Source organism: Crocosphaera chwakensis CCY0110, assembly GCF_000169335.1.
Lineage (GTDB): Bacteria > Cyanobacteriota > Cyanobacteriia > Cyanobacteriales > Microcystaceae > Crocosphaera > Crocosphaera chwakensis.
Genome location: NZ_AAXW01000005.1, coordinates 133,606 through 151,607 on the forward strand (window position 1 = coordinate 133,606; position 18,002 = coordinate 151,607).

General features: G+C 37.4%; 15 protein-coding genes. 7 read left to right on the top strand and 8 right to left on the bottom strand.

Annotation, left to right across the window (positions count from 1 at the left end; genetic code table 11):
* Window positions 1-85 precede the first annotated feature (85 nt).
* From CY0110_RS05100 to CY0110_RS05115, 4 genes are all read left to right on the top strand, one after another.
* On the top strand, window positions 86-1,342 hold the full coding sequence (locus CY0110_RS05100; protein ID WP_035798537.1) for an ABC transporter permease: 1,257 nt from the start codon (window positions 86-88) through the stop codon (window positions 1,340-1,342).
* A 3-nt stretch (window positions 1,343-1,345) separates the two neighbouring features.
* Complete coding sequence (locus CY0110_RS05105) at window positions 1,346-2,005, top strand: ABC transporter ATP-binding protein (protein ID WP_008274248.1); 660 nt, start codon at window positions 1,346-1,348, stop codon at window positions 2,003-2,005.
* Window positions 2,006-2,110: 105 nt separating this feature from the next.
* The gene (locus CY0110_RS05110; RefSeq protein WP_008274249.1) at window positions 2,111-5,020 is read left to right on the top strand and encodes a starch-binding protein; all 2,910 of its coding nucleotides are present in this window, start codon (window positions 2,111-2,113) and stop codon (window positions 5,018-5,020) included.
* 107 nt (window positions 5,021-5,127) lie between these two features.
* Complete coding sequence (locus tag CY0110_RS05115; protein ID WP_008274250.1) at window positions 5,128-5,415, top strand: DUF5132 domain-containing protein; 288 nt, start codon at window positions 5,128-5,130, stop codon at window positions 5,413-5,415.
* Window positions 5,416-5,557: 142 nt separating this feature from the next.
* Here the strand turns inward: CY0110_RS05115 and CY0110_RS05120 are convergent, their stop codons facing one another.
* Genes CY0110_RS05120 through CY0110_RS05130 form a run of 3 tightly spaced genes read right to left on the bottom strand, consistent with a single transcriptional unit; the run spans window position 5,558 to window position 8,614 of the window.
* Window positions 5,558-5,824, bottom strand: a complete 267-nt coding sequence (locus CY0110_RS05120) for a hypothetical protein (protein WP_008274251.1) — start codon at window positions 5,822-5,824, stop codon at window positions 5,558-5,560.
* Between the two features lie 17 nt (window positions 5,825-5,841).
* Window positions 5,842-8,001: a heavy metal translocating P-type ATPase gene (locus CY0110_RS05125; protein WP_008274252.1), complete on the bottom strand. Its 2,160-nt coding sequence runs from the start codon at window positions 7,999-8,001 to the stop codon at window positions 5,842-5,844.
* A gap of 34 nt (window positions 8,002-8,035) precedes the next feature.
* Window positions 8,036-8,614, bottom strand: a complete 579-nt coding sequence (locus CY0110_RS05130) for an HMA2 domain-containing protein (RefSeq protein ID WP_008274253.1) — start codon at window positions 8,612-8,614, stop codon at window positions 8,036-8,038.
* A gap of 598 nt (window positions 8,615-9,212) precedes the next feature.
* Between CY0110_RS05130 and CY0110_RS05135 the strand changes: the two genes are divergently transcribed.
* A complete protein-coding gene (locus CY0110_RS05135) occupies window positions 9,213-9,713 on the top strand; it encodes an alpha/beta hydrolase (RefSeq protein ID WP_008274254.1) in 501 nt (166 codons plus the stop codon).
* 11 nt (window positions 9,714-9,724) lie between these two features.
* Complete coding sequence (locus tag CY0110_RS05140; RefSeq protein WP_008274255.1) at window positions 9,725-11,182, top strand: carotenoid oxygenase family protein; 1,458 nt, start codon at window positions 9,725-9,727, stop codon at window positions 11,180-11,182.
* 3 nt (window positions 11,183-11,185) lie between these two features.
* Here the strand turns inward: CY0110_RS05140 and CY0110_RS05145 are convergent, their stop codons facing one another.
* A complete protein-coding gene (locus CY0110_RS05145; RefSeq protein ID WP_008274256.1) occupies window positions 11,186-12,160 on the bottom strand; it encodes an adenylate/guanylate cyclase domain-containing protein in 975 nt (324 codons plus the stop codon).
* A gap of 66 nt (window positions 12,161-12,226) precedes the next feature.
* On the bottom strand, window positions 12,227-12,928 hold the full coding sequence (locus tag CY0110_RS05150; RefSeq protein ID WP_408605571.1) for a DUF3120 domain-containing protein: 702 nt from the start codon (window positions 12,926-12,928) through the stop codon (window positions 12,227-12,229).
* A 304-nt stretch (window positions 12,929-13,232) separates the two neighbouring features.
* Here CY0110_RS05150 and CY0110_RS05155 point away from each other — a divergent pair, with 304 nt between their 5' ends.
* Window positions 13,233-13,823, top strand: a complete 591-nt coding sequence (locus tag CY0110_RS05155; protein ID WP_008274258.1) for a Uma2 family endonuclease — start codon at window positions 13,233-13,235, stop codon at window positions 13,821-13,823.
* An 11-nt stretch (window positions 13,824-13,834) separates the two neighbouring features.
* Here CY0110_RS05155 and CY0110_RS05160 read toward each other — a convergent pair whose 3' ends face one another.
* The 3 genes from CY0110_RS05160 to clpB form a co-directional block, all read right to left on the bottom strand.
* Window positions 13,835-14,026, bottom strand: coding sequence for a hypothetical protein (locus CY0110_RS05160; RefSeq protein WP_008274259.1), 192 nt, complete (start codon window positions 14,024-14,026; stop codon window positions 13,835-13,837).
* Between the two features lie 105 nt (window positions 14,027-14,131).
* Entirely contained in the window at window positions 14,132-15,160 is a 1,029-nt protein-coding gene (locus CY0110_RS05165) for a DUF559 domain-containing protein (RefSeq protein WP_008274260.1), read from the bottom strand.
* 75 nt (window positions 15,161-15,235) lie between these two features.
* Window positions 15,236-17,854: an ATP-dependent chaperone ClpB gene (gene clpB, locus CY0110_RS05170; RefSeq protein WP_008274261.1), complete on the bottom strand. Its 2,619-nt coding sequence runs from the start codon at window positions 17,852-17,854 to the stop codon at window positions 15,236-15,238.
* Window positions 17,855-18,002: the final 148 nt, after the last annotated feature.

An 18,002-nucleotide genomic window follows, 5' to 3' on the forward strand; every position in this document is an offset into this window, starting at 1 on the left:
TAAGCTATGCTGACATCTTGTACCAGTACAAGAAAACTTAACAATCAAAATTTAGCTAGTTTTATCGAAGGTGCAAAATATCAGTATGAATAACTATCATCCTCATCCAGTTCCTATTCCTGAGATTTTGTCCATGGCCATTACGGCTTTATTAAGCAACAAACTACGGACTTTATTAACAATGTTAGGGGTAATTATCGGTATTGCTTCTGTCATTGCCATTACCTCCGTAGGACAGGGCGTTCAAAAAGCCACAGAACAAGAAATTCAGTCTTTAGGAACAAATGTTTTACAAATCTTTCCAGGACAAGCGCGAACTGGAGGAATCAGTCAAGGTCTAGGATCAACAAGTACCTTAATCAAAGAGGATGCTCAAGTTATTCAAAAGCAAGTTTCATCTGCTCAAGTCGTTTCGGCCTATTTACAACGTCCAGGACAAATTGTTTATCAACAAGATAATCATGGGACTAATATTGTGGGCATCGATTCTAATTACTTAGAAGCGAGAAACACCAAACTCACTCGTGGACGTTTTTTTACTCAGGAAGAATTAGATAGTGCAACCCCTGTAACTATTCTAGGGAATACAGTTTTAAATGAACTATTTGGGGAAGATAGCCAACCCTTAGGGCAAAAAATTCGCATTGAAGGTAATATTTATGAAATCATTGGCGTATTTGAGAAAAAAGGCTCTGAAGGCTCCATCGACCGAGACGATCAGGTTTTTATTCCTTTGAGTAATATGTCCTCTCGCATCTTCGGAAATAACTCTCTGAGTGGCACCGCAGTTAATGGGATTTATGTCAAAGTTAGGGATGAAAAGCGAATGGAGGAAGCAGAATTTCAAATAACTAATCTTTTAAGATCACGACATAATCTTTCTGCTTCTCAAGATGATGATTTTAGTATTCGTAATCAAACCGATGTAGTTAATACGTTTACGAGTATTGTAGGACTCCTCACTGTGATGGTAGCTGCGATCGCTGGAATTTCTTTAGTGGTTGGAGGAATTGGTATTGCTAATATCATGTTAGTTTCAGTTGTAGAAAGAACAAGAGAAATTGGTATCAGAAAAGCAGTCGGAGCGACTAATTCAGCTATATTACAGCAGTTTTTAGCTGAATCAGTCTTGATTTCTCAAACAGGAGGAATCATTGGCATGGTCACCGGAATTATCATTGCTTTGGCTGCAGCAAATATTTTTGAGTTCCCCTTTATTGTTTCCTTTGCTTCGGTTATTGGTAGTGTTGGACTCTCTTTGATTGTTGGTTTATTGGCAGGTGTGATCCCCGCCCGTAATGCTGCTAAATTAGAGCCGATTAATGCTTTAAGACGTGAATAATCGATGATTTTTTTACAGAGAATTACTAAAATTTATCGTTTAGGTCAAGTTAATGTACCCGTACTAAAGGGAATCGACTTACAAATCGAACAGGGGGAATATATTGCCATCATGGGGGCATCAGGTTCAGGAAAATCAACCCTCATGAATATAATGGGTTGTCTTGACCGCGCCACTAGCGGACAATATTATTTTGATGGAACAAACTTAACCTCTTTAAGCAATGATGCTTTAGCCTATATTCGTAACCAGCGTATTGGTTTCGTTTTTCAACAGTTTAACCTTTTACCTCGTTGTACTGCTTTAGAAAATGTCATGCTTCCTATGATTTACGCTAACATACCTAAATCAAAACGTCGTCGAAGGGCAACAGAAGTTCTTTCCCTCGTTGGTTTAGGGGATTATTTATTTAACCGTCCTAATCAACTGTCAGGGGGACAACAACAGAGAGTTGCGATCGCCCGCGCTTTGGTGAATCGACCTAGTATCGTCCTCGCCGATGAACCCACTGGAGCATTAGATACAGAAACGTCTCAAGATTTAATGAATTTACTGACGGAGCTAAATCAACAAGGTATGACAATTGTCATTGTTACTCATGACTCAGATATTGCTTCACAAACCCAACGAGTCATAAGATTTAAAGATGGCATGATTCAATAGACTTGTTGCAACAATTTTCAGTCTTCTTAAAAGATTGTAAGAGTGCTAAAAAGTAGAACTGTAGCATGATAGGTTGAGCTTACAAGCATAAGGGAAACCTAAACAATGGCTGATCTCCTCATCTACTTTAAGCGTCCTTCTTCATGGGAACCAAGCATTAATCTTTATTATTGGGATACCAGTCCCTCTTCTAACTCGGTATCTTGGCCAGGAGTTTCTATGACAGCAGATGGCGATGACTGGTATAGCTATCGCCTTTCAGGAGTAGATAAGGCCAGTTTAATCTTTAATGATGGTCAAGGAAAACAAACTAGAGACTTGCAACGAGAGGGAAACGGTTGGTATTTCAACAATCAATGGTATGGTCGTAACCCTGAAACCGCTATAACTCCCCTTGTGGTTCATTTCAAAAGACCTACTTCCTGGCAAAAGACCATTTATATTTACTATTGGAATACCAGTCCCTCTTCTAACTCAGTATCGTGGCCAGGGGTTTCCATGACAGCAGATGGAAATGACTGGTACAGCTATCGTTTCTCAGAAGTAGATACGGCTAATATTATCTTTAACGATGGGACTTGGAGACAAACCGATAACCTAAGTAGGAATAGAGAAGGGTGGTTTTTTAAGGATAACTGGTACGACCAAAACCCCCAACGGCCTGCTATTCCCGTTATTACCGCTATGCCAAAAGGGGCAATCTATCAAGAGTCACAGCGTGTTACCCTTTCTAGTAACAATGAAGACGATGCTATCTACTATACAACCGATGGCACAGCACCCAGTGTTCAATCTAACCTCTATCAGCAACCCATTCTGATAGAAACTAGCACGACTTTGCGTTGTATTGGACGTAACGCATTAGGAGAAATGGGAGCTATTTTTGAATTTATTTATACTATTGATCCTAACGCAGACTTCAGAAAACCTACCATTACAGCGAGTCAAAACTCTGGGAACTATCAAGAAGCGATCACTCCTCGTTTTACTATTACCGATCCCCGTGAAACCCCGATTATCGCTTACTATACCAACGATGGCACAGCACCCACAACCAACAGTAATATTTATGTTCAAGGAAAGGCTATCAATGGCTTAACGGGGCCAAAAATACGCTTAGATAAGACGACTAATGTAAGATTTTTGATCATCGATGGTGCAGGGAATGAAACCTATGCAGACTTCTACTACAATGTGGGAGATAAGGTAGAAGAGGGAGACTTTCGAGCAGAAACCATCTATTTTCTCATTACCACTCGATTTTATGATGGTGATCCCAGTAATAACTTTTTCTGTCGCGATCGCATTAAGTTTAACGCAGCAGGGGAAGCAGAAGATCCTCACTGGAGAGGGGACTTTAAAGGGTTAATTCAAAAATTAGACTATATCAAAGACTTAGGGTTTACCGCTATTTGGATCACCCCTCCTATCGAAAATAGAAGCGGTTTAGACTATCATGGCTATCACGGTTATGACTGGACAAAGATCGATCCCCGTTTAGAGTCTCCTGACGCAACCTATCAAGATTTAATCAACGAAGCACACGCTAGAGGCATAAAAATCATACAAGATGTGGTGGTTAACCATTCCTGTCAATACGGTATCAGGGGGAAAGTTTGGATCGATCATCTCCCGATTAAATATTTTGTCCCCCAAGGATCACAACAAGGACAAGTTAATTATGGACCCTATCAAGGCAACTTAGGCAACTATAAAAACGAGTTTAGAGAAGATAATGATAACCCGGTGGCCCCTGACTGGTTTAAAGAAAGACAAACCTCTGATCCCGAAGGAGTCGTCCCTTTAGTCGATCCATTAACAGGGGAAACCGTTCCCAAAGAAGGCTATAACCCCAACCGCTTTTTTGGTATTGATGCCAATAATCTCGATCCTGAATGGTATCATCAAGACGGGTTTATGGCTGGAGGAGACTGGGAAAATGTTTCGATCCAAACCAAACATTTAGCCGGAGATACCATCGACTTAGCTACGAGACGAGACAATGTTAAAGACTACCTCATCAATGCCATTTGTCGCTATTTAGATATGGGAGTGGACGCGCTACGCATCGATACGGTTAAGCACGTTGAACGCAATAATTTACTCGAATATATCAATGCTTGGAAAACCCATAAACCGGGTTTATTCGTTTTTGGGGAAAACCTGGTTAAAGGGACTGGATGGGGTGATTTATTTGGAGATGATAATGCACCCTCTTTTTTACGACCTTGGTGGTACACTCGTTTAGGAGACGATCCCAAAGATCCCAAATCTGGGGGTGACTCTGGTTTCTCGGTGTTAGATTTTTCTTTGTTTTCTACCTTTCGGGATAACGTCAGTCGGGGGAGTTTTAGTGGTATTGGGGCTATTTTAGCTAATGATTGGGTTTATGGGGATGCAACCACTTTAGTCACCTTCCTACAAAATCATGATGTGGGGCCTGATAATGATTTTCGCTTTCGCTTCCAAGGCAATACAGAATGGGCTGCTGCTGCTTATAATTTATTGTGGACGATTAGAGGTATTCCTTGCCTCTATTTTGGGGAAGAAATCGAATTTATGAAAGGAAAACCCCAGGATATTATCGGCAATGATGATACATTAGATGAAACGGGAAGGGCTTATTATGGTCCCCATCTTGAAGAAGATACCATCCAAACCACCCAAAGTCATCCTCTCTATCAACATATTAAACGCTTAAACCTCATTCGTCGTCGTATTCCTGCTTTACAAAAAGGGGCCATGAGTCAGGTGAATGAGTGGGGAAGTGGCATCAGTTTCATCAGAGAAGATCAACCAAGTAATAGTTATGTTGCCGTTGGTTTAACCATTGGTAGCGAACAACAAATTACCCTTAATAATGTGAAAAATGGGTCTTATGCTGACGCAGTAACCGACAATAAGATCGATGTAAATAATAATACCCTTTCTTTTCTGGTTAAGGCCAATTCAGCCGGTATTTATGTGTTAAATGGAGAGGGAAAAATCGGAGAAAATGGGTCTTATTTAACCTGAGTTCGTTTTTCTTGATAGTGGTATAATACAAGTGATGGAGGGCTTAGAGAATCCAACCCAGTCCTAAGTGTTTCGCCAGTTGCTAATTAATTGATGAGGAAAAGAAAATGTTAGAAACCCTAAAAAAAGTCTATCGTGATAATCCTAATCGAACCATAGCCATTGGACTGGGAGCTTTAGTTGTTACTCCTGTGGTTCTCCCTTTACTCAAACCTGCAGCCAAAGCTACCGTTAAAACTGGTGTTATTCTCTACGAAAAGACTAAAGGAACCTTCGCAGAAGCAGGGGAATTAATGGCTGATCTCGTGGCAGAAGCCAAAGCAGAAGTGATCGCAGAACAAGCTGAAAAAGCTTCTCTTCTAGCTTCTACTTCTGAAGGCCATAACGAAACCTGAATAAAATGAGTTATAGTGCTACGCACAAGGCAAGAGGCAAGAGGCAAAAGTAAGTTAATATCTTACCCTTTATGCGTAGTGCTATAGAAGTTAGAAATTCAATTTATAAACAGAGGCCAGCGGCCTCTGTTCAATTATGCTTCTATTGCTTAGTTGAAGAATTAGAAAAAGTTTTGAGAGGCTTTTTAGAGGTAGTTTCTAACTTTTGAGGGGAAAGGGATAATCCTGTTTTAATAATGGACTTGAGAACCGGCCGTCCAAATTTAACGGCCGCAGGCAGGGCAATGGTTCCGACTAAAATGGCACCTAACCCTAACACCCCAGAAGAATCACCTTTTTGATGATGATCTTCGATAATTTCTTTAACATGAAAGGTTAAGACGGATTTATCCCAGTGTATCGGTGACATGATGTCGATCTCCTATGTTAGTTGCTTTCAAGTTTATGTTGAACCAAGGGACGTAAACTATTTAAGCCAGCCACGATCGCAGTTCCATTATGAACCAGGGTGGCTAACAATGGGTTAAGGCCAACCGTTGTGGCTAACCCCAAGGCAGCTACATTCGGGGCTACAACCATTAAAGTATTTTGAGTAATTAATTGCTTGGTTTGTTGGGCAATGGAAATGGCCTCTAATAAGTCTTTTAAGTCGTTATTCATCAACACCACATCTGCAGTTTCCCTGGCAATATCGGAACCGTTTTCAAAGGAAATGGAGACATCTGCGTAAGCTAAGGCCACAGAATCGTTAAGTCCATCTCCCACAAAAGCGACGGTTTTACCACCATGATGCAATTTTCGGACAATTTTCGCCTTATCTTCAGGAAATGCTTCGGCATGGACTTGAGAAGGGGGGATATTTAACTGTTTGGCTACCTCTGTCGCCCGTTTTTGGGTGTCTCCCGTCAGTAGATGCACTTCCATTCCGTAGTCTCGTTGTAAGGCATGGATCAATTTTGCACTTTGGGGACGCAGGGGATCACTATAATAAATAATGCCCTGAAACACACCATCACAGGCTACATACACAGGGGATAACCCTGCCGTTTCTTGTTGCTTAACGATTTCAATAACTGTTACTCCTTTACTACTTAATAACGTCTCACTCCCCACTAAAACCGTTTGTCCGTCGATTGTTGCTACCATTCCTAAGCCTACCTCATAGTCCCAAGATTGACGGGGTAAGATGTCTATATTCCTCTTGTTAGCATAATGGGCGATGGCTTCGGCGACGGGGTGAGTAATGCGTTGTTCGGCAGATGCAGCCAGTTGCAGGACTTTTTCTGGACCTAACCCTTGGGCAACGGTTTTTATGTGGACAACTTCAATGTTTCCTTGGGTTAAGGTTCCTGTTTTATCGAAGACAATAGTATCAATTTCTGATAATAGTTCTAGTGTGCGACCACTTCGGACTAAAATGCCATGACGAGTGGTATGATTTAAAGCGCCTAAAAAGGCAGTAGGCATGGAAACTCGAATACCGGTAACAAAATCTAAAGTAAGAATAGAAGCCACTCGACTGGGATCTCTGGTTACTGTTAAAATAATGGCTGATAATAATAATGAAGGCATAATTAAGTGTTCAGCTAAGTTGGCTGCATAGTTTGCCATTCGGGTGTCATGAACGGGAGCTTTTTCTAATAATTTAAAGCTGGCTGCAGCACGGGTATTATGTCCAATTTTTTCTGATTTAATGCGTATTTCTCCCGATCTCACTAAGGTTGAAGCATAAACATAAGTATTTTCTTCGGCTATAAGAGGCATTGATTCACCAGTTAATTGTTGTTGATCAATGGTGGCATTTCCTTTAACCACAATGCCATCGACGGGTATTTTTTCCCCTGGATAGACAATGACAATTTCTTCTAGTTCTACTTTATGACTTTCAACAGAAATAATGCTTTCGTTTCTTTCTACCCAAGCAAAGTTGCCGATTGTATCTAATAAATTGCTAGTTTTTACTTCAGTAGAGCGAGCAGTTTTTTCTCTAATAATATCTCCCAGTTCATGAAGGGTGATTACTAAAGAAGGAGTCACTATTTTACCTTGTAAACCACTAAAAACTAAAGCTAAGGTATCGATACAATCAATATTAAGTTTGTGTTGATTAATGATACTATCATAAGCCCTTTGTACCACAGGAAAAGCAGCCCGAAGTAACATTAAAATAGCTATCAATCTTAAACCAGGTAGTTTTATCTTTAGGGAAGTTAAGGAGAAAAGTGTCGCTAAACCTGGATAGGTTAAGCTTGACCATTCCTCTAGCTTTTTACTGTTATTATTATCTTCTTTTTGGTAAAAACTCTTGGCAGTTTCTGCGTGGTTAATACTCAAGAGAATCTGATGATTAATATTGAAGTTTTTATTTTTTTTATAATGAATAATAACAGAAGCTGACCAACAATTTAAACGGACTTTTGTGATTCCCTCTACTGTGATCAAATGTTCCTTAAGAAGCATAGCAAAGGATTGATCGTAACTGATACGATGCACGCGAATCCTTACCCTTCCAGGAACTTGATGAATTATCAAAGGTAGAAATTCGATTTTATTTCTCAACCTCGTATTTCCGAGGGATTTACTCATTATCATTTTATTCTTTTAATGATTGATAATCATTCTAAATCATGCTGGTACCAGTTTCAGTTTGTTTAGCTTGATTCAAAATACTAAGTAATCGTAAACCAAGCTCCATATCAGATACACCTTGACCATCATAATTGATGATAACCGATGCAGCAGAACGATTTACACGAACTTTAATAACAGAATCATCGTCATTTAATAATTGTTGGAGTCGTCTGGCAAAGTCTGCATCTTCTCCAAGTTGAGGAACTTTAATACGAATTCTTCCAGGAACAGAATGAACGATTTGATATTCACTTTCAGATTCATCAGTTGAGTTCATTCTACCGTTTGTTACTTCGGTTCTTTGTGTTGTTAAGTTTTGACTTTTAATAGTCGTAAAAACGTGTCGACATAAACTTGCAACCGCTAAATTTACCAGTAACGCATTAGCTCCACGGAGTTGAAATCGACTGGTAACAAAGACACCAATCAGAACAGGAACAATCATCTCAATTTCGTTATGTTGTCTTAAATAATTAAGTAATTGTTCCTCGGTTGCTCCAATTTGTTCACCGATGGTTTGATTATGGTCTTGTTCGTTAGTTACTGCACCTAAAGCATTATCTATCATGAGCGTTTCTCCTATCAATTCACTGAATCATAACCGTTATTAGTTGAGATAATCTAATCTTTGCTCTATCCTTATTCTTAAAGCAATAAACAATAGGGCTTTCTACTCTAATGATAAAGGATTATTTAACCCACTTTATTCCTTATGCTTGCTCTTCACTGATATCACTCCTGAAAAAGTCTTGATTTTACTGGTTTTCACTTCTCTACTGATCATAAACAGTTGAGAAAATCTTGTCTTTACTCCTTGCTATTAACTGAGAAGTTAATAAAAATTCTTCTCAATAGTATTTTACAACGACTGTTAAGAATCGAGAAGAGATGAAGCCTATTCTTTACCATCTCTTAACTTTATGTTGATACTACACCACTGTTAAGCTCATAATCTGAGTATTATCAACGTGAAATCAGTATAAATTCTAGTTTTATCCATACCCCACCCCCTACATCCTATTTTCTTTCATATTAGTTTCCATAAGTTATTCAAGCAATTATTTCTTAAAATTTTGTTAGTAAATATGGGTCAACTCTGAAAGCTGCATTAGAGTGAACAGAACTAAGAAGAATTCGGTAAAAAATCGTTACTTTTTATACCAAAAATGAAGCGTTTAACTCATATTTGCTTAGGGATTTCTTTATTTTTAATTCCCTTAATTCCACGATCCGTTTTAAGTGCAGAAACTCTCTATTTTATTTATGGACCGTTAAAATTACCTTTATCGGTTGATTCTCTAGAAATTTATGCAGAGGAAGGCAGAATTACCAAAGAATTTGCTTTTTTTGCCAGTCAGTTTGACGAACAAAGCTTATTAGAATTACGAGAGACTTTACAAAAACGCCATACAATAGACGGGGTAAGATTTTCTCGGTTATTACGAACTCCATTGATGGAAGACTTATTAAAAAGTATGGGAGAAATCTTTAGTACCCATCCCCAGTCTAATGGGTTTTATGCCATTCGTGGGGCTTTAATTTCAGCAGCGATTCATCAAGAAGAAGAAGGATGGACTGCTATTGATATTATGCGACATTTTCCCACGGAAGGCATTTCAATTGATACCAAACTTGCCACAACAATGTTAAAAGATAGTAATTTTTAAAAGCATTTATTATGAAAAGAAGACAATTTTTAATTCAATCTTCCCTCGCAGCCATGACTGCGATCGCTTATCATCAATTACCCAGTCAATCTAGTCCTATTTATAAACAACACACATCCTATAAAAGTTGGAAAAGTGATCATATTTTTTTGCGAGGAATCAATGCACCTGTCTTTGAAGAAGTTGATATTAAAAATTTAAAAGTATCGGGTGATATTCCCAAGGAATTAAAGGGAATGTATGTCAGAAATGGTCCGAACCCTATGTTTAAACCAGAATCCTATAGTTATCCTATTGAGGGAGATGGGATGTTACACGGGATTTATTTTAATAACGGAGAAGTTAGTTATAAAAATCGTTGGATTCAAACTCGTGGACTCACTTATGAAATGTTTGAAGGAAAACAATTAAACGAATTAAAGTTTAAAAATTATGCTAATACTAATATTATTGCTCACGGAGATAAGCTATTAGCCTTGTATGAAACTGGTTTACCTTATGAAGTTAATAAAGATTTAGAAACCATAGGAGAATGGGATTTTAATCATCAATTAGAACAAGCCATGACGGCACATCCTAAAATCGATCCTCATACGGGAGAGTTGCATTTTTATCGGTATTCTTTCTTCAATACCCCTTATTTACATTATTATGTTGCCGATAGTAATAATAAGATTGTTCGAGAAATGCCTATTGAGATTCCTCAACCAACGATGATTCATGATATGGCAATGACTGAAAATTACGTCATCTTTTTTAACTGTCCTTTAGTGTTTAATATGACAGAGGCAAAAAACAATAATATTCCTTTTGTTTGGCAAGAAGAAGAAGGGAGTACCATTATTTTAGTAGATCGCCATAATATTGATAAACAACCTATTTATTTAAAAACCGAGGCTTTTTGGACTTGGCATTTTATGAATAGTTTTGAAACGGATCATCAATTATTGATAGATTTTGTAGCTTACCCTAAAATACAATCAGAAAATGACTGGGAAACCATGTTAACTCATAAGTCTAATTTACGACGAGTAACCATTGATTTAGAGACACATAACATGGACTTTCAAGATTTAGATGATCGTTTTGTAGAATTACCTATTATTAATCAAAATTATGCAGCAAGAGCATATCAATTTGGGTATGCTTCCTACTACGATACAAAATTGTCGTCTCAGAAAAAAATTCCCAATCTATCGCCATCTTTAGTTCAGTATGATGTCGTTAATCAAAGCCATAAAGTCCATCATTATAAACCTGGATGTTATGGCGGTGAAGCTGCGTTTATTCCCAGTTCTCATGGTCAATCTGAATTAGATGGCTATGTGGTTACTTTCGTCTATAATGAGAATACGAATACCAGTGATTTTGTGATCATTGATCCGAAAAACTTTGAAGCTGAGCCCATCGCAACCATTCATTTACCGGTTCGTGTTCCTGGTGGTTTTCATGGTAATTGGATCGCATGATAATTATTCGTTATTAATTAATAGCTTCTCTAACCCTTGAAACGTTATGCCATAGGTAACAGTGGGTTGTTCATAACCCTTAAGATTAACAGTGTACTGAGAAAATAACGTATCAATGTCTTTCAACTCTACTGAATAGAGATAGGTTTCTTCTCCAATGGCAACATCTAACCCTAACTCCTTCGTCGCTGACTCTAAGCGAAAGGCTGCATTAACCGTGTCTCCAATAGCAGTATAATCAGGATGGTCTCCACTGCCTGTGTTACCAACCATTGAATAACCAGTATTAATACCAGCACCAATCTTTAATTCAAAGGGAACCGGATATTCTTGACTTAGCTGTTTAGTCATTTGATTAAGATCACGAACCGCTTGAAATATTTTCATCACATCAGCTTTGGTGACTTCATTTTCTCCATGAAACCAAATGGCCATCACCGCATCACCAATATATTTGTCTACCCAACTCCCTGCGTTACGAATGATTTCCCCTGCTTGGCGAAACCAGTTACCAATTAAAGAAGATAGTATTTCTTCGTCTAATTGTCGTGTTAAGGCCGTAAAGTTCCTCATATCCACAACTATCACAGAGGTCAAGCGACGTTCATGCAAAACCATCGTATCGTGGTCAGCAAACTCTGGAGGCGTGATATCATTATGGTGACGGGTAGGCCCGTAAAAACCCACATCAGTCTTGCCAAAAGTCACTTTATCTCCACTTTTCAGGGTAACAGGAATACTCACGCGACGCTCATTAACAAAGGTTCCGTTACGACTCCCTAGATCAATTAATAAAAACTCTCCTGTTTCAGTGGATTGCAAAATAGCGTGATTACGAGAAATACAATGATCTCCGATGGCAAAATCGTTGTCTATTCCTCGTCCAATCGTCCAATAACTCTTGCCCACTAAAGGAAAGTGGCGTTTACCTTTAGCAGTATCTAGCAACAGATGGGGAGTCTTGGCGAGATTATCCACAGATGTTTGACAGGGTGGCAATACGAGAACAATTAATAAGGACAAAGCCTATTACATTGTACCGAGTTACGCAAAAGAAGCAGCAACCCAAAATAAACTATCTACTAAGATTGTACTTAATACTGCACCCGCTAAAGCCCACCAATGGTGATCTGATTTTTGCATTGCCCATAAACCTATTCCTAAGAGTCCATTGGCCAAGACTATAGCCCAACTGGTTCCCCAAGGGGTTTGCACTTGTTCTAAGGCAGATTGGAAAATTGGGGTAGCTAAGCTAGGATCAACTTGCATCAGTTGTCGCCAATGGGGAATCAGTCCCGTAACATAAAAATACGCATCGGTAATAGCTGTCCCTAACAGTGAACCCACATAAAAGAAATTACCCACTTGTCCCCATCTTCGCCAAAGACACCACAAAGCAACGGGAACACCGATAGATTCAACAGGAAGATGGATTAGGGGTTCCCAACGAAACCAACCCCAATAGATTGCACCAGCTAACCAACTCCAACTAAACCCAAATAATAAATCTCCCCATAAATGAGTTTTAGGTTGCTTCATAAGGTAAAACGCTAACCATAACCATCCCCCTGTCATTATCACGCTAATTTCAGGGCAGAAACGCACCAGGGGGGCTTCTATAAACACGGGAACAGACACCAAAAAGCCCGCGGCCAAGAATGTCAGCCAATTTTTGACCATTGGGCGACTGAAAAACGGTTGACCCGCAGATGAGTGATCTGAAGGTGTTAAAGAATGAGTGGTCACGGTGGATGGGGTAAAAATCAACGTTTGTTAACCTTTATATATATTATGAGTTTTTCTTTACTTTACTTAACTTATCGTAAAACTTCTTCTTAGGGTATATCCCCTAGGGGGGCATACGATTTTATAGTAACGAAATTCTCTAGATCCGTCAATGCGTAGGGGTTGAACCGTGTTATGACTCTATTACAGTGTCATACCCTTAGCACACCGTTAAGCTCTGACAAAAATTTATAAGGTTAGAATATTATTAAGTTTCGGAGCATACTTATTTTAAATACAAAAATTATGAAATAAAAATAATAATATGACCACACAATTAAATTTAGAAACTAACTCGACAGGTGAACAAATTATTGTTTTTCCAGGGTGCTATAATTGGCAACAATTTAAAACAATACAATCTATTATTAATGAACAATCAACAGCGAAAATAAGTTATTTAGATGGACAAATTGACCTGATGACAACAGGAGAAGAATATGAAAGAATTAAAACCATCCTAGGATTTTTAATTGAACTCTATTTATGTGAAAAAGATATTGACTATCTTCCTGTCGGGAGTGCAACTCGTGAAGCAGAAATAAAAGGAGCATCTTTTCAACCTCATGAATCTTATTATCTTGATAAGACAAGAGAAAATCCTGATTTAGCGATAGAAGTTATATTTACCAGTGGAGGAATTAATAAGTTAGAAAAATATAAACGCTTTGAGGTTACTGAAGTTTGGTTTTGGCAAAATAATCAGTTATCAATTTACTATTTACATCATGGAGAATATGAGCAGGTTAATAATAGTGTTTTATTACCTGAATTAGATATTGATTTATTGATAAAATGTGTTAATTTACCTTCTAGACCACAAGCTAAAAAGATGTTTATGGAAGGGATAGAATAATTTTAAACTATTTAAGATGAAACTAACTTTCTGATTAATTCTACATCCAATTGTAATAAACTAGCTGTTTTTTCAATAGTAAACCCTTGTTTAATTAAAGTAGGAACTAACTCTAATTTTGCCTCAAGTTTACCTTCCATTTTACCTTCATCATGGGCTTCTTGATAAAAGCGTGTTTGTTTTAAATCATTTAATCCTAACATTTCGTCGATTTCCTCCCGACTTTTTTCTAGGTATAATTCAATCTAATAAAGATTTCTAAGTTAGAAACTTGTTGATACAAGCATTAATATAGATTTTTATATAATTTAAAAGTCAAGGTTTAATTCATAAAAATCAAGCATTTTTTGAAAAAAATCTAAAATTATATTTTCATAATTGTTTTGCATTATTTCATAGCCTCCAAATCGATAAACTTCATAGCCTAGGAATTTTAATCGTCTATCTTCCATTATCATTTCTGAGTAACGCTTAGTATCTGCTAACCCTTTATCATCTGAATAATGCTGTTTACCATCAATTTCAATAACAATTCTTTTTGATTTTGGCAATAATAACAAAAAATCCATACGCTGTCTTTTCAGTCTTTGTTTTTTATTCATTCGTTTTAACTCTTTGATAGTATAAGGATCATAATGTAAATAGACTTGTGGTAACAAGGCTGGAGAATTGTTACCTAAACGAGTACATACTTTAGTGTAATATGTATCAAATAATCTTATCTCAGCTTCATTATCTTTAAATGATTCTTTAAGCCTTTTGTAAAGGTGATCTCCCGCTTCTGAATTTGACCAACTGATAATCTTTTGATCTTTTTTCCACCATTCAATTAATTCTATCCATAAAAGTCCATGAGAATGAATAGGTTGATCATATACCAAACAGTATTCTTGATTTTTGATCATCTCAATATCATTATTAAGGGAGTCTGAAAAAATAATTTCTGGTTTTAAATAATTAGAAGCAAAAATAATATTTTTAACATCTGTGTGACTACTTTTATTAGTTAAATATATTGTATATCCATTACTATCAACTTCTAATCCGCATTTATTACATAAAGCACGTAAATAATCTTTTGTTTCATTAGATACATTATAACTGCTAGTTCTTAAAACATATTCTATAACTTTCAAAAATTTTTCAATATCGTCTTGTTTATTCCAATCAATTTTATTGTAATAACCGTCTACTTGATCTCGACGAGTGATACATTGAGGGTCTAATTTTTTAAATCCAGCCTCAGTAAACCATTCATCGATTTGCTTAATATAATAAAATACACAAAATTCTCTAAATTCAATTTTGAAATTTTCCAAATAAGGATTAAAATTCATCAGTTTTCTAATTCATAAAATGACTCAGCATGATCAATATTATATAAAAAAGGTGGGCATTACCCACCCTACAAGTTATACAGTTAACATCTCAGAAGGTAACCTTTTAAAGGTTAACCTTTCATCTTCAACATCGGCAAAGATAGTGTCTCCTGCTTTAAATTCTCCCCTTAAAATTGACTTAGCAATGGGAGTTTCTAAGTACCGTTGAACCGCCCGTTTTAAAGGTCTGGCACCATAGACAGGATCATAACCGATATCGGCAACAAAATCTAAGGCAACATCAGCTAATTTGAGAGACATTTTTTGGTCTTCTAAACGATTTCTGAGGAGTTGAATTTGTAGCTTAACAATTTCTCGAAGTTGTTCTTTCTGTAAGCTATGGAAGATGATAATTTCGTCAATACGATTGAGAAATTCAGGGCGGAAATTATTACGCATTGCGTCCATAACACGGGAACGCATTTCATCATAACGAGTATCGTCTCCAGCCACATCTAAAATGTATTGAGAACCGATATTACTGGTCATAATAATGATAGTATTTTTGAAATCTACTACCCGACCTTGAGAGTCTGTTAAGCGTCCATCATCGAGAATTTGTAACATGATGTTGAAGACATCACCGTGGGCTTTTTCTATTTCGTCAAAGAGAATTACTGAGTAGGGACGACGGCGAATGGCTTCGGTTAGTTGTCCTCCTTCGTCATAGCCTACATACCCTGGAGGCGCACCAATTAAACGAGATACGCTATGCTTCTCCATATACTCAGACATATCGATACGAACGATGGCTTCTTCAGTATCAAAAAGATTCTTCGCTAAGGCTTTGGCTAATTCAGTTTTACCTACGCCAGTGGGACCAAGAAAAATGAAACTAGCAGTGGGACGATTCGGATCAGCAAGTCCAGCACGAGAACGCTGTATAGCTTCTGAAACAGCAGTTACTGCCTCTTCTTGTCCGATAACTCGCTCGTGTAATTCGTCCTCTAATTGTAATAGCTTTTCTTTCTCAGATTCCACTAATTTACTGATGGGAATACCTGTCCATTTAGAGATAATCTCAGCAATATCTGATTCTACAACTTCCTCCCGTAATAAAGTTTTACCTGTGGTTTGTCGCTCTTCAATTTTGCTTTCTAAATCCTTAACTTGTCGCTGTAAATCTGTTAGTTTTCCATAGCGTAATTCGGCAGCTTTATTGAGGTCATAATCTCGTTCAGCTTGTTGAATTTCTAAGTTAACTTGATCAATTGTTTCTTTGAGTTCACGAATCTGATCAATGACTTCTTTTTCTGCTTGCCATTGGGCATTAAGTTGGGATTGTTCTTCTTTGAGATCAGCTAATTCTTTTTCTAGTTTTTCTAGACGTTCACGAGAAACTTCATCTTCTTCTTTTTGTAAAGATAAACGTTCCATTTCTAACTGAAGAATCTTACGATCAACTTCGTCTAATTCTTCGGGTTTAGAAGTGATTTCCATCTTTAATTTAGCTGCTGATTCATCTACTAAATCAATCGCCTTATCTGGTAAAAAGCGATCGCTAATATAACGGTTAGATAACATAGCTGCTGCTACTAAGGCCGTATCAGCAATTTTGACCCCGTGATGAACTTCATAACGCTCTTTAAGTCCCCGTAAAATGGAAATCGTATCGACTACATTGGGTTCATTAACTAATACCTCTTGAAACCGTCTTTCTAAGGCTGCATCTTTCTCAATATACTTACGATATTCATCAAGGGTTGTTGCCCCAATACAGCGCAATTCTCCCCTTGCTAACATAGGTTTTAAAAGGTTTCCTGCATCCATCGCTCCTTGAGTTGCACCGGCGCCAACAACGGTGTGAATTTCATCAATAAAGAGGATAATATTGCCTTGAGAATCAGTTACTTCTTTGAGAACAGCTTTTAGTCTTTCTTCAAATTCTCCTCGATATTTTGCCCCGGCAATTAATGATCCCATATCCAAAGCAATTAACTTTCTATCTCGCAAAGATTCAGGGACATCTCTGTTAATAATTCGTTGGGCTAACCCTTCTACAATTGCGGTTTTCCCTACCCCAGGTTCCCCAATTAAAACAGGATTATTTTTGGTTCTACGGGATAAAATTTGGATAGTACGACGAATTTCATCATCCCTACCAATAACAGGATCAAGTTTACCTTCTCTAGCTAATTGAGTTAAATCCCGTCCATACTTTTCCAATGATTCATATTTATTTTCTGGATTTTGATCGGTCACTTTTTGATTCCCTCTTACTTGTTTAATAATCTCTTTTAAGTTATTTTCACTTAGACCAAATTCCTTGAACAAGTTTTTACCAAAACGATCATCTTTACTGTAGGCTAAGAGTAAATGTTCAATCGAAATATAGTCATCTTCAAATTCTTTGCGAAACTTTTCACTTCTGTCAAGCAAACTATCTAAACTACGACCTAAATAAACTGATTCTCCAGGGTTAGATACCTTTGGTTGACGACGGATAAATTCTTCAGTTCGATCTCGTAATTTGGGAACACTAATGTTAGCTTTATTAAAAATACTGGTTGCTAGTCCCTCTTGTTCAGTCAGAGACTTCATTAAATGTTCACTTTCAATTTGTTGTTGACTATTTTGTTTAGCAATATCGGGGGTTCGCACGATTGCTTCCCAGGCTTTTTCTGTAAATTGATTAGGATTAGTAGGTTGCATTGTTAGAATTATCTATAATTAATTACACTGTTATTGTAATCTGGCTTACCCTATTAATAACGGCGGTTTACCCTACTTTTCTCGGTTGGGTTTACATCAATTATCACTAAATAATTCACGATTCAAGGATTCTTTATCTCCACTTATT

Bases quoted from the DNA above. Each gene is read 5' to 3' on its own strand.
- CY0110_RS05135 (WP_008274254.1), top strand. From the start codon at position 9,213: ATGAAGCGTTTAACTCATATTTGCTTAGGGATTTCTTTATTTTTAATT.
- CY0110_RS05120 (WP_008274251.1), bottom strand. From the start codon at position 5,824: ATGTCACCGATACACTGGGATAAATCCGTCTTAACCTTTCATGTTAAA.
- CY0110_RS05130 (WP_008274253.1), bottom strand. From the start codon at position 8,614: ATGATAGATAATGCTTTAGGTGCAGTAACTAACGAACAAGACCATAAT.
- CY0110_RS05155 (WP_008274258.1), top strand. From the start codon at position 13,233: ATGACCACACAATTAAATTTAGAAACTAACTCGACAGGTGAACAAATT.
- CY0110_RS05140 (WP_008274255.1), top strand. From the start codon at position 9,725: ATGAAAAGAAGACAATTTTTAATTCAATCTTCCCTCGCAGCCATGACT.
- CY0110_RS05165 (WP_008274260.1), bottom strand. From the start codon at position 15,160: ATGAATTTTAATCCTTATTTGGAAAATTTCAAAATTGAATTTAGAGAA.
- CY0110_RS05110 (WP_008274249.1), top strand. From the start codon at position 2,111: ATGGCTGATCTCCTCATCTACTTTAAGCGTCCTTCTTCATGGGAACCA.
- CY0110_RS05115 (WP_008274250.1), top strand. From the start codon at position 5,128: ATGTTAGAAACCCTAAAAAAAGTCTATCGTGATAATCCTAATCGAACC.
- CY0110_RS05105 (WP_008274248.1), top strand. From the start codon at position 1,346: ATGATTTTTTTACAGAGAATTACTAAAATTTATCGTTTAGGTCAAGTT.
- CY0110_RS05125 (WP_008274252.1), bottom strand. From the start codon at position 8,001: ATGAGTAAATCCCTCGGAAATACGAGGTTGAGAAATAAAATCGAATTT.
- CY0110_RS05160 (WP_008274259.1), bottom strand. From the start codon at position 14,026: ATGTTAGGATTAAATGATTTAAAACAAACACGCTTTTATCAAGAAGCC.
- CY0110_RS05100 (WP_035798537.1), top strand. From the start codon at position 86: ATGAATAACTATCATCCTCATCCAGTTCCTATTCCTGAGATTTTGTCC.
- clpB (WP_008274261.1), bottom strand. From the start codon at position 17,854: ATGCAACCTACTAATCCTAATCAATTTACAGAAAAAGCCTGGGAAGCA.